At 62.6% G+C, this 12,200-nt stretch carries 12 protein-coding genes and 1 pseudogene; 8 read left to right on the forward strand and 5 right to left on the reverse strand.

From position 1 onward, the window contains the following. Positions 1-41: 41 nt before the first annotated feature. The 3 genes from KJQ96_RS12535 to KJQ96_RS12545 all read left to right on the forward strand — a co-directional run bounded on the left by KJQ96_RS12535 (position 42) and on the right by KJQ96_RS12545 (position 2,739). A complete protein-coding gene (locus KJQ96_RS12535; protein WP_213286909.1) occupies positions 42-1,037 on the forward strand; it encodes a flagellar motor protein MotA in 996 nt (331 codons plus the stop codon). A 144-nt stretch (positions 1,038-1,181) separates the two neighbouring features. Further along, entirely contained in the window at positions 1,182-2,207 is a 1,026-nt protein-coding gene (locus KJQ96_RS12540; protein WP_213286910.1) for a peptidoglycan -binding protein, read from the forward strand. Positions 2,208-2,292: 85 nt separating this feature from the next. Then, positions 2,293-2,739, forward strand: a complete 447-nt coding sequence (locus KJQ96_RS12545) for a GNAT family N-acetyltransferase (protein WP_375293165.1) — start codon at positions 2,293-2,295, stop codon at positions 2,737-2,739. A 51-nt stretch (positions 2,740-2,790) separates the two neighbouring features. On the opposite strand, the gene KJQ96_RS12550 is transcribed toward KJQ96_RS12545, so the two are convergent. Continuing rightward, a complete protein-coding gene (locus tag KJQ96_RS12550) occupies positions 2,791-3,219 on the reverse strand; it encodes a hypothetical protein (RefSeq protein ID WP_213286912.1) in 429 nt (142 codons plus the stop codon). 11 nt (positions 3,220-3,230) lie between these two features. Continuing rightward, positions 3,231-5,084, reverse strand: coding sequence for an ABC transporter ATP-binding protein/permease (locus KJQ96_RS12555; protein ID WP_213286913.1), 1,854 nt, complete (start codon positions 5,082-5,084; stop codon positions 3,231-3,233). 180 nt (positions 5,085-5,264) lie between these two features. Between KJQ96_RS12555 and rpmE the strand changes: the two genes are divergently transcribed. After that, positions 5,265-5,492, forward strand: a complete 228-nt coding sequence (gene rpmE, locus KJQ96_RS12560) for a 50S ribosomal protein L31 (protein ID WP_057833964.1) — start codon at positions 5,265-5,267, stop codon at positions 5,490-5,492. A gap of 188 nt (positions 5,493-5,680) precedes the next feature. Here rpmE and KJQ96_RS12565 read toward each other — a convergent pair whose 3' ends face one another. Next, on the reverse strand, positions 5,681-6,193 hold the full coding sequence (locus tag KJQ96_RS12565; protein WP_213286914.1) for a DUF1465 family protein: 513 nt from the start codon (positions 6,191-6,193) through the stop codon (positions 5,681-5,683). A 502-nt stretch (positions 6,194-6,695) separates the two neighbouring features. Then, positions 6,696-6,887: a DUF1192 domain-containing protein gene (locus KJQ96_RS12570; RefSeq protein ID WP_028349263.1), complete on the reverse strand. Its 192-nt coding sequence runs from the start codon at positions 6,885-6,887 to the stop codon at positions 6,696-6,698. 121 nt (positions 6,888-7,008) lie between these two features. On the opposite strand from KJQ96_RS12570, the gene KJQ96_RS12575 reads away from it, so the two are divergent. The 4 genes and pseudogenes from KJQ96_RS12575 (at position 7,009) to KJQ96_RS12590 (ending at position 11,725) form a co-directional block, all read left to right on the forward strand. Beyond that, a complete protein-coding gene (locus KJQ96_RS12575; protein WP_213286915.1) occupies positions 7,009-8,007 on the forward strand; it encodes an NAD(P)H-quinone oxidoreductase in 999 nt (332 codons plus the stop codon). Positions 8,008-8,128: 121 nt separating this feature from the next. Beyond that, positions 8,129-11,005 (forward strand): EAL domain-containing protein, encoded by a 2,877-nt coding sequence (locus KJQ96_RS12580; RefSeq protein WP_213286916.1) that lies wholly within the window; start codon positions 8,129-8,131, stop codon positions 11,003-11,005. Between the two features lie 88 nt (positions 11,006-11,093). Continuing rightward, positions 11,094-11,373: pseudogene (locus KJQ96_RS12585) on the forward strand (type II toxin-antitoxin system RelE/ParE family toxin). A 49-nt stretch (positions 11,374-11,422) separates the two neighbouring features. Then, positions 11,423-11,725, forward strand: coding sequence for a HigA family addiction module antitoxin (locus KJQ96_RS12590; protein WP_213286917.1), 303 nt, complete (start codon positions 11,423-11,425; stop codon positions 11,723-11,725). Positions 11,726-11,859: 134 nt separating this feature from the next. Here the strand turns inward: KJQ96_RS12590 and KJQ96_RS12595 are convergent, their stop codons facing one another. Then, on the reverse strand, positions 11,860-12,144 hold the full coding sequence (locus KJQ96_RS12595; RefSeq protein WP_213286918.1) for a hypothetical protein: 285 nt from the start codon (positions 12,142-12,144) through the stop codon (positions 11,860-11,862). Positions 12,145-12,200: the final 56 nt, after the last annotated feature.

Consider the following 12,200-nt stretch of genomic DNA (forward strand, 5'->3'; position numbering starts at 1 on the left):
GGCGCCAGCGCGGCTTTTCGTAACCGGATGACACCCCGCAAATGCCTTCAGGCCCCTCCTCCCGCTCCGAAATAGAGATCGAACTGAGCAAACTGTCCTCACCACGGATTTTCCTGGTGCGGATGCTCGTGTTCCTGGTGCTGTGCGCGCTGGTCACGGTCGTGCTCTACAAGCAGATCATCGTGGCGTTCTTTGCCAATCCTGGCCTTAACGCGCTGATCGGCGGGGTGCTCCTGATCGGCATCATCCTGTCGTTCCGGCAGGTGGTTCGGCTCTATCCGGAGGTGGCCTGGGTCAACAGTTTCCGCATCGCCGATCCGGGACTCGCGATCGACCGGCGCCCGACCCTGCTGGCGCCGATGGCGGCAATCCTCGGCGGCGAGCGTACCGGGCGGATGACGATATCGCAGCAGACCATGCGGCACCTGCTGGACTCGATTGCGACGCGGCTAGACGAAGCCCGTGATATCTCCCGCTACATGACGGGCTTATTGGTCTTCCTCGGCCTGCTCGGCACCTTCTGGGGCCTCATCGAAACCGTCGGTTCCGTCGGCAAGGTGATCGACGGCCTGAAAGTCGGCGGCGATGCCGGCTCGCTGTTCGACACGCTCAAAGAGGGGTTGGCCGCGCCGCTCGGCGGCATGGGCATTTCGTTCTCGTCCTCGCTGTTCGGCCTCGCGGGCTCCCTGATCCTGGGCTTTCTCGACCTGCAGTCGAGCCAGGCGCAGAATCGCTTCTATACCGACCTTGAAGACTGGCTCGCCTCCACCGTGCGCGAATATGGCGATGGCAGTTCCGGGATCGGCGGCGAACTGCAGCATGCGATGGAACGTATCCGCGCAGTGGTGGAAGAGAGCGGCGGCAGCCGCAACACCACGGCGGCGATGGCCAATCTGGCCGAGGCGATCCAGGGCCTGGTTGCGCATATGCGCACCGAGCAGCAGATGATCCGCGAATGGGCCGACGGCCAGGGCGAACAAAACCGCGAGATCAAGAAGCTCCTGGAGCGGATCGCCAGGCAGCCCGAGAAGAGCTGAACGAACACTTCGTGCCCCGGACGCAGCGCAGCACGAAGTGCTGCGCTGCAGAGCCGGGGCCAATGCAAGCACTCTAGGTCCCGGCTCTGCGGAGCGGCGCTTACACGCCGCACCGCGTCCGGGACACGAGATTGGAGACAATAAATGGCCCTCGCCCGTGCCCGCCGCAGTGAATCCGGTTTCAACTATTGGCCGGGCTTCGTCGACGCGCTGTCGACGCTGGTGCTGTCGATCGTGTTCCTGCTGTCGGTGTTTTTGGTGGTGCAATTCTTCCTGTCGCAGGAGGTTACCGGCAAGGACAAGGCGCTCGAACAACTCAACGCCAAGATCGCACAGCTCAACGACCTGCTGTCGCTGGAAAAGCTCGGCAAGATCACGCTCGACGACCAGCTCGCGCAATTGCGCGCCGGCCTCGCCGCCGCGGAAGGTGAACGCGACCGCATCAAGGGGCTTTACGACGGGTTATCCGGTGCCGGCGACGCCCAGGGCCGCGCCAACGAGCTCAACAAGGCGCTCGAATCCGAAAAGGCGGTGAGCTCCCGCGCGCTCGCCCAGATCGAGGTGCTGAACCAGCAGATCAGCGCGCTGCGCCGCCAACTTGCGGCGCTCGAGGAAGCGCTGGAAGCCTCCGAAAAGCGTGACAAGGAATCGCAGGGACGGATTGCCGATCTCGGCCAGCGCCTGAACGTCGCGCTGGCGCAACGCGTGCAGGAATTGTCGCGCTACCGTTCGGAATTCTTTGGCCGCCTGCGCGCCATTCTGGGCAATCGGCCCGATATCCGCATCGTCGGCGACCGCTTCGTATTCCAGTCGGAAGTGTTCTTCGATACCGGCCAGGCGGTGCTGCTCCCCGAGGGCCGCTCCGAACTCGACAAACTCGCCACTGCGCTGATCGATCTGGACAAGCAGATACCGAGCGAGATCGGCTGGGTGCTGCGGGTCGACGGACACACCGACATGCGGCCGATCAACTCGCCGCTGTTCAAGTCGAACTGGGAATTGTCGTCGGCGCGCGCCATCTCCGTGGTGCAGTATCTGGTTTTCCTTGGCGTTCCCGCGCAGCGGCTGGTCGCCGCCGGCTTTGCCGAATTCCAGCCGCTCGACTCAGCACCCAACGAAGACGCCTACAAGCGCAACCGCCGCATCGAACTGAAGCTGACGGAACGGTGATTTCATTGCGCCTCTCGCAGCGTCGTCATGGCCGGGCTTATCCCGGCCATCCACGTTGCCCGGGGCAAGCCCGGGCATGACGGGGTTGAGTTCATTCACGCTCCGCCCCTATCGCGCCGAGGATGAAGACGCTGCGATCGAGTTGTGGCGGCTGACGTGGCAGCAGGCCTATCCCTCGATCGATTTCACCGCGCGCGTCGCGTGGTGGCGCGAGCGCTGGCGCAACGAACTGGTGCCGAACGCTGAGATCATCGTGGCCGAGCAGGCAGAGGCGCTGATCGGGTTCGTGACCATCGACGGATCGGGTTATCTCGACCAGCTCGTTGTCAGTCCCGACCATTGGGGCTCGAAACTCGCCGGCACTTTGGTCGACAAGGCAAAGCGCCTGTCGCCTGAGGGCGTCACGCTGCTCGTCAACAAGGACAACGCGCGCGCGATCCGCTTCTACGAGCGCAACGGCTTTGCGCATGCCGGCGAGGATGTGAACCCGACGTCCGGACGGCCGGTGCTGAAGATGGCGTGGAAGCCTTAGGGTACGCCGTCATTGCGAGGAGCGAAGCAATCCAGCCTTCCGGGTGAACGCCTATGGATTGCTTCGCTTCGCTCGCAATGACGAAATAGGGTTATCCATCAAGTAGCCTCGTTCAATCGGATCATTCGTCAGATGCAAGAGTGCTTGACGGGTTTTTTCAGCTAGTGCGACGACTGCATGCCAGGCAGGATCGGACAATATTGCGAGATGATCGTACGCGCTCCCTTGGGGTTTGTACCGCGCAATTGCCACGCTGAGTGCCGCCAACTGATCAAACTCCGACGCACTCAAATATCCTTGATCAAGCCCGAATTGGAGCTGCTCAGGCTTTGGAAACGAGCAACAAAATTCAACAAAGGACCAATGCGGGCTGGGGGTTGGCGGAGCAAGCCAAGTGCCACGCTGCAACTCAATATTCGAGATTTCGTGGACAGAGCCAAACCACCAGCATCGCAGGTTAGCCAATTCCTCGGGGGTCATAGCCGCCAATCTCAAATCCCCTCGAACTGCAGCCGCGCCAATCGCGCGTATAGCCCGTTCGCCGCGACCAGCTCCGCATGCGTGCCCTGTTCGACGATCCTGCCCTGGTCCATCACCATAATGCGGTCGCAGGAGAGCACGGTGGCGAGGCGATGCGCGATCACGAGCGTGGTGCGGTGGCGCATCAGCTCTTCCAGCGCGGTCTGCACCAGCGTCTCGCTTTCGGCATCGAGCGCTGACGTCGCTTCGTCGAGCAGCAATAGCGGCGCGTCACGCAGGATCGCACGCGCGATCGCGATGCGCTGGCGCTGGCCGCCGGACAGAGTCACGCCGCGCTCGCCGAGTTGCGCCTCGAAGCCGCCGGGCAGCTTGCGCAGGAATTCGGTGGCGTGCGCGAGATCGGCGGCGCGCTCGACTTCGGCGTCAGTGGCATCGGGCCGGCCGAAGCGGATATTTTCGCGCGCCGTGGCCGCAAACACCACCGAGTCCTGTGGCACCAGCGCAATCCGCGAGCGTACGTCAAACGGATCTGCCGATTTGACCGGCACGCCGTCGAGCGAGATCGTGCCCTTGGCCGGATCGTAGAATCGCAGCAGGAGATGAAACAGCGTGCTCTTGCCCGCACCCGAGGGACCGACGATCGCGACCTTCTCGCCTGCTTTGACCGAGAGCGAAACATCATCGACCGCGAGCACTTCCGGCCGCGCCGGATAGGCAAAGCTGACGTTCTCGAACCCGACGTCGCCGCGCGCAGGCTGCGGCAGCGCGACGGGCTGCGGCGGGGCCGTGATCTGCGACTTGACCCGAAGAATCTCAAACAGCCGCTCGGCGGCGCCGGAGGCGGCCGAGACTTCGCCCCAGACCTCGCTAAGCTGTCCGAGACCGGCGGCGGCGAATGCCGCATACAGCACGAACTGACCGAGTCGGCCCGGCGTGATCTGGCCGGTCAGCACGTCGTGCGAGCCGACCCAGAGAATCGCCACCACGCTGGAGAACACGATGAAGATGATGATCAGCGTCAGCACCGCGCGCGCCCGCGTCGAGCTGCGCGCCGCCTCATAGGCCTGTTCGACATCGCCGCCGAAGCGGGCGGTGGCCATCCGCTCGCTGGTATAGGCCTGCACGGTCCTGATCGCACCGACCAGTTCGGAAGCGTACGCGCTGGCGTCCGCCAGCGTATCCTGCGCGTTGCGCGACAGCCGCCGCACCCACCGCCCGAAGGCGACCAGCGGGATCACGATCGCGGGGATCGCCAGCAGCACGAAGCCTGAAAGCTTGGGGCTCGTGATCACCATCATGGTGGCGGCGCCAATGAACAGCATCATGTTGCGCAGCGCGATGGATACCGAGGCGCCGACCGCGGATTTGATCTGGGTGGTGTCGGCCGTCAGCCGCGACACCAACTCGCCCGAACGCGCGGAATCGAAAAATGCGGGCGAGAGTGAGATCAGGTGCGCGAACACATCGCGCCTGACGTCGGCAACGATGCGTTCGCCGATCGTCATGACGAGGTAGTAACGCGACGCGCTGGCGGCGGCGAGCACCGCGACGATCGCGATCATGACGCTGAAATAGCTGTTGATCAGGACAATGCCTTCAGGACTGAAGCCGAAATCGATCATGCGCCGGACCGCGATCGGCACCACCAGCGTGGTGATCGCCGCGACCGTCAACGAAATCAAAGCGAGCGCCGCGCGCCCGCGGTAGCGCGCGACATAGGGCGCGAGCGCCAGCAGCGGGCGCAGCCTGGCGCCGGTCCTGGCCGGCGATTGCGTCAACTGGCTCTCGATGAAGGCCTCTTCCTCGAGCAGGGCGTCACGCGGCGGCGTGCCGCGGGGGGCTTCAATCTGTTCCACTGCGCTCATGAAATCCAACCCGTTTTTCTGCCCCCAGATAGGCCTCCGCGCCCCCCTCTGGCAAATCCGGGAGATTCCCAATCAGAACACATACGTAGCTTGTTTTGACAGGCTTCCTGAGCTATAGAGCCGCCAAATCCCGTATCCCCTGACAGTTGAGACGGGCGCAGGCGCGCCGAAGGATATGCCATGAAAGCCGAAATTCATCCGAATTATCATACGATTACGGTCGTAATGACCGACGGGACCGAGTACCAGACCCGCTCCACCTGGGGCAAGGAAGGCGACAAGCTGAACCTCGATATCGATCCCAAGTCGCACCCGGCCTGGACCGGCGGCTCGCAGCAGATCCTCGACCGCGGCGGCCGAGTGTCGCGCTTCCAGAAGAAGTTTTCGGGCTTCCTCAAGAAGGATTGAGGCGCTCTCCTCCTGCCCAGAAATGCAAGAACGCTCCGGTCAGCCGGGGCGTTTTTTATTTGCTGTTGTCATTCCGGGGCGATGCGAAGCATCGAACTATGGTGCGCAATTGCGCACCCTAGAATCTCGAGATTCGGAGTCTGGTCCTTCGGACCATCCCGGAATGACGGATGTGATCTCTTCCGAACTTACTGCTCGAACGCCGCTTTCAACCTGTTGAGCTGCGGCACCAGCGGATTGCCGATCGGCGCACGTTCCGCGGGCGCCGCGTGGATCGAGATGTCGAGGCGACGGACCCGCGTCTGCAGGCTCATCGATCGCGCAATCAGATCCTGCAATTGCTGCGGGAGCTTCTCGATCATCTCCTCCGGCCCGGGATCGGCGGCCGTGAGCTTGACCTTGGTCTTTTCCCGATTGGCCTGGGTCAGCGTCATCTCGCCTTCCTTGACCGCGCGATGCAGCAACAGCCATGACGCAAGCTGCATCAGGCGGGTGGTCAGGCGCATGCTTTCGGTTGCGTAAGTAAGGCTGACAGAACGTTCGAGCGCCTTGGCTTCGGTGCGGCCATCGCCATCGAGATAGGCGGCGGTTTCCTCGACCAGATCCATGCCTTCCCGGAAGAGAGTTCCGAACGCCGCCGAATTAGTCAGCCGCTCGCTGAACAGAACGAGCGCGGGTTCGCTTTGCGAACGGTCCGCCATGGTTAACGCCCTCACGCCACTATTTGCCCCAACCGGCTGTGAACCACCGGTTTATGATGAACAAATCATTGCTCGGGCGAAGTCGAGAGTCCAGCGGCAACCGGATTTATGGTTTCCAGCTCGTGGGGGCACAAAATAGCCGCGGAGAGCACAAAAAAGAGCCGCCGTTTCCGGCGGCTTTTGAAGTTGATAACAGGGAGGCGTCAAACAGAGTGGACAGGAGCCACTCGGTGTCCAAACGAGGACGATGACAGTCATAATCGAGAAAGCTTAATCCTTCGTAAACGAGCAATTTTCTTTAGGGATTGTTTGCCATGTCGGCCATTGGCCGAGTTTGGTGATTGACTCTAACCGCGGGTCGTCCCTGCGAACGCAGGGACCCATAACCACCGGCAGTCATAGTTGAGGGAAAGTCGGCCAACGGCCTGCCACAAGAAAGGCTGCGGCGTATGGGTCCCTGCGTTCGCAGGGACGACATGGTGAGAGAGCGCGTTCTAAAGTCCTACGTCTTGAAGAAACTGTTCGCGGCGTCCTTTGACGCGCGCTTTTTGGTGACCGCCTCTTGCAGCCGCGCGATTTCCGAATTCAAGAGCGCAATCCGCTCCGTCAGTTCCTCGACCGAGAGCAGCGACAGGTCCTGGCCGATCTCATGGCTGATTTTCTTCCGCGGCTTGTCGTCGTCTTCGATGGCCATGCGTTTCCTCCTTTCGGCTTTTCCCAGCAGGTCTGGCCGCCCCTTCTCGCGGTTGCCAGCCGCAGCCGGGCTGGCTAATCAGGGACCGCCTTCAATTCTCAGCCTTTCACAAGGACAAATCATGTCAAAGCTGCCCGCGCAAATGACCGTCATCGGCATCAGCAAGCCAGGCGGCCCCGAAGTGCTGTTGCCCGAAACCCGCAGCGTTCCAGCGCCCGGCCCAGGCGAAATTCTGGTCAAGGTGATGGCCGCCGGCGTCAACCGCCCCGACGTTGCGCAACGTTCCGGCGCTTACCCGCCGCCGCCCGGCGCCAGCGACCTGCCCGGCCTTGAAATCGCGGGCGAAGTGGTGGCGCTTGGCGAAGGCGCCAAAAAGCACAAGCTCGGCGACAAGGTGATGTCGCTGGTCGCGGGCGGTGGCTACGCCCAGTATTGCATTGCGCAAGATGCGCAGGCGATGGCGGTGCCGCCGTCGCTGTCGATCCAGGAAGCCGGCGCGATCCCGGAAACGCTGATGACCGTCTGGCACAATGTGTTCGAGCGCGGCGGGCTCAAGCCCGGCGAAACGCTTCTGATCCACGGCGGCTCGTCCGGCATCGGCACCATGGCGATCCAGCTTGCGAAAGCGTTCGGCTCCAAGGTGCTCGTGACCGTCGGCTCTCAGGACAAGATCGACGCCTGCCTCAAGCTCGGCGCCGACCGCGCGATCAATTACAAGACCGAAGACTTCGTCGCCGTGGTCAAGGCCGAGACCAACAATGTCGGCGCCAACCTGATCCTGGACATGGTCGCCGGCGACTATGTCGATCGCAACTATGACGCTGCTGCGGTCGACGGCCGTATCGTGCAGATCGCGACGCTCAACGGCCCCAAGGTTACCGTCAACATTGCCAAGGTGATGGTGAAGCGGCTGACCCATACCGGCTCCACGCTGCGCCCCCGTACTAATGCGGATAAGGCCGCGATGGTCGCCGCGATCGAGGCCAAGGTGATGCCGCTATTGCGCGAGGGACGTGTAAAACCGCTGATGGACAGCTCATTCCCGCTGGAAAAAGCGGCCGACGCGCACCGGCGGATGGAGACCTCCGCACATATTGGCAAAATTGTGTTGGCGGTCTAACCGATCGCGAGCGAAGCGCGGGTGGAAACCCTTTGATTTGCTTCGCTTTCATGTCATTTATCGCGGCAACGCCGACCCCGTTCGCTGGGCCGGGAGAATCGCTGGTCGCGGAGTACTGACATTGCGTCTGATCAGGTGCCTTGCGCTAGTTGCGCTGGGCCTCATGATTGTTATGGCCGCGCCTGCGGCGCATGCCATTGACGCGGTCAGCGTCCGCAGCGACGCGCCTGCCATCGATCTCACTGCAGTGCTCGACCACCAGCGTAGCGAAACCGATCGTATCCAGGTTTCGACAGCGCCGGGAACCGATGGCATCGTCCGCCGTATCGAAGTGCGCGCCCGCGAAGGCGGACAGAACTGGGTGGTGTTCGCGCTTGCCAACAACACCGACGACCAGCTCGACCGTCTGATCGTCGCGCCACACTATCGGATCGTGTCATCGGGTCTGTTGTGGCCCGACCTCGGCCTGTCGCGCATCGCGACCATTACGCCGTCGACCGGCGACCGCCCCGAACGGCAGGAGAGCGCGACCGCCGACATCTTCCGCATCACGCTCGACCCCGGCGCCGTCATCACCTTCGTGGCGGAGCTGCGCACCGACAAGCTGCCACAGCTCTATCTCTGGGAACCCGACGCCTACAAGGACAAAGTCAACTCGTTCACGCTCTACCAGGGCATCGTGATCGGCATTTCCGGCCTGCTGGCGCTGGTGCTGACGATCCTGTTCGTGGTCAAGGGCAGCATCATGTTCCCCGCCGCCGCCGCGCTGGCCTGGGCGGTGCTGGTTTATATCGGTGTCGATTTCGGCTTTTGGGGCAAGGTGCTCGACATGTCGAACAATGCCGAGCGCGTCTGGCGCGCGGCCGGCGAAGCGATCCTCGCAGCGACGCTGCTGGTGTTTCTGTTCGCCTATCTCAACTTAAGCCGCTGGCATGTGCGCTATTCCCACATCACCGTCGGCTGGCTGGCCTTCCTCGGATCGCTGGTGGCGCTGGCGCTGTTCGATCCCGCGGTCGCCTCCGGCATTGCGCGCATCTCGCTGGTCTTAATCGCCTTCGCCGGCTTTGCGCTGATCGTCTATCTCTCGACGCATGGTTTCGACCGCGCGGTGTTGTTGATCCCGACCTGGTTCCTGCTGGTGGTCTGGGTGATCGCCGCCGGCATGACGGTGGCGGGAAGCGTCACCAACGACATCGTAGGCCCGGCGCTGCTCGGCGGCCTCGTGCTGATCGTGATGCTGATCGGATTTACGGTGATGCAGCACGCGTTCGCCGGCGGCGGCGCGACAACGGGCATTGTCTCCGATATCGAGCGCCGCGCGCTGGCGCTGACCGGCTCCGGCGACCTGATCTGGGACTGGGACGTCTCTGCCGACAAGGTATTCACCAGCCCGGAGACCGAAAGCCTGCTGGGGTTGAAGCGGGGCACGCTGGAAGGTCCGGCCGCAAAATGGCTGGAGGTGCTGCACCCGCTCGACCAGGACCGCTTCCGTGCCGCGCTGGACAGCGTGCTCGACCAGCGCCGCGGCCGGCTCGTGCAGGATTTCCGCCTGCGCACGCCTGACGGCCACTTCATGTGGTTCGCGCTGAAGGCGCGCCCGGTGGTCGGCTCCGACGGCGAAGTCTCGCGCGTGGTCGGCACGCTGACCGACGTCACCGAAATCAAGAACGCCGAAGAGCGCATGCTGCACGACTCCGTGCATGACAACCTCACCGGCCTGCCCAACCGCAAACTGTTCATGGATCGCCTCGGCGCGGTGGCAAATTTCGCCAAGAGCATGCCGAACCTGCGGCCGACGCTGATGGTGATCGACCTCGATCGATTCAAGCAGGTCAACGATTCCGTCGGCATTGCGGTCGGCGACTCCATCCTGCTGACGCTGGCGCGGCGGCTGACGCGCATCCTGAAACCGCAGGATACGCTGGCGCGCCTGGCCGGCGACCAGTTCGGCCTGATCCTGATGTCGGAACAGGACCCGGCACGTATCACCGCCTTCGCCGAAACCATCCGCAAGACCATCCGCGCGCCGATCGCCTTCAACGACCGCGAGATCTTCCTGACCGCTTCCATCGGGCTCGCGCTGTCGGATCCGCAGACGCAATTGTCCGACGAGATCATCAAGGACGCCGAGCTTGCGATGTATCACTCCAAGCGGATCGGCGGCGACCGCATCGACGTCTACAAGCCGGCGATGCGCGCGCGAAAGACCGACCGCCTGACGCTGGAAAGCGAATTGCGCCGGGCCATCGAGCGGCAGGAAATCACTATTCTCTACCAGCCGATCGTGCGGCTGGAAGACCGCTCGATCGCCGGCTTTGAGGCGCTGGCGCGCTGGGATCATCCCAAGCTCGGGCGGATGTCGCCGTCGGAATTCATCACGATTGCCGAGGAAATCGGCCTGATCGTCGACCTCGGCATGTTCGTGCTGGACCAGACCGCGCGGCAGCTCTCGGTGTGGCAGCGCGCGATGCGCTCGCGCGAACCGATCTTCGCCTCCGTCAACGTTTCCTCGCGGCAGTTGCTCCGCCACGACTTGATCCACGATATCCGCACCGTGCTGTCGCGTTCGTCGGTGGCGCGCGGCACGCTTAAGCTGGAGCTCACCGAGTCGCTTGTGATGGAGAATCCGGAGCATGCGGCACAGATGCTGGCGCGCATTCGCGAACTCGGCACCGGACTGTCGCTGGACGATTTCGGCACCGGCCATTCCTCGCTGGCGTACCTGCAGCGCTTCCCCTTCGACACTATCAAGATCGACCAGTCCTTCGTGCGCACCACCAGCCGCGGCACGCGGCCGGTGATCCTCAAATCGATCATTGCGCTGGCGCATGACCTCGGCATGGATGTGGTGGCGGAAGGCGCGGAGACGGATTCAGATGCCGTCGAGCTCTATCAATTGGGCTGCGAATACGCGCAAGGCTTTGCCTTCGGCGAGCCGATGGATGCGGATGCCGCGATGCGGCTATTGACCGAAGAACGGCTGGAAGCGGCGAGCTAACCGCTGCGGCACGAGCCCTCTGAGGGGTGTATCGTCGCATGATACAAAGTCCTTGCGTTCTGTATCAATACGTGATACGTAAGGGCTTGTGATCAAGAGCTTCAAGAATGATCTGGCCCGTGCCGCCTTCGAAGGCGAAACGACAAAGGGCTTTCCGGCCGATCTGCTCAAGGTGGCCCGCCGCAAGCTTCAGTACCTGAACGCGGCGATTTCCTTGAGACCTTCGTTCCCCTCCAGGAAATCGGCTGGAAGCCCTGAAGGGTGACAGGGGCGGACAACACTCCATTCGCGTGAACGATCAGTTCCGCATCTGCTTCGTGTGGACCAAGGACGGACCGAAAGACGTCGAATTCACGGACTACCACTAGCCACACTGAGACTGCCGAAGGGCAGGCCCCAGATTTGGAGAAGTCGCACATGGCAAAAAAACTGGCACCGATGCACCCCGGAGAAGTTCTCCGAGAAGAGTTCTTGAAGCCGCTCGGGCTCTCGCCAGGTGCGCTGGCGAAGGCGTGCGGCGTCCCCCGCACCAGGATCGAGCGCATTGCGAGCGAAAACACCAACATCACGGCGGATACGGCTCTCAGGCTGTCCAAGGCGCTCAATACGTCAGCCCTGCTCTGGCTTAACCTACAGAACGCCTATGACGTGCAGACGGCTGAGCGCGAGCTCGGCAAGCAACTGGAAAAGATCAAGCCGGTGATTGCTGATGCTGCCTGAGGCCGTAATGCCCGCTATTCTTCCACAGATCGGAGACCGAAATCCGCACCGTTAGCAAGGCAGGTGCCCATACGCCGCGGCTTTTGCGTGAAATGATGGGGCCAATTGCCTTCGCTACAACAAGGCCCCGGTGGTTATGGGTATCCGCGTTCGCTGGGGCGACGGCGGTCTTGAGGCATTCTCTTGAACTTCACGCTCTTTCCATCCGCCTGCCGCGTTGCAATGTAGCCGGCTTCGAGGCAGGCCTCGCGCTGCGGCATCTTCTCCTGCGGGCTTCGCAACGTCTCCCACCATGACGCACGGTGCGCGGCGCGCGGCAGCGCCGCATCGATGATCTCCTCGATCTCTTCGAAGCTCAGCACGAACTCGGTGCGCGTCTGCGCCTTCAGATAGTCCCGCAACGGATCGTAAACGTTCACACGTGTCCTCTTGAGCGAATTGCACAAAACCGTCGGCGCCGGCAACCGAATGTTAA

The organism is Bradyrhizobium sp. sGM-13, assembly GCF_018398875.1.
Classification (GTDB): domain Bacteria; phylum Pseudomonadota; class Alphaproteobacteria; order Rhizobiales; family Xanthobacteraceae; genus Bradyrhizobium.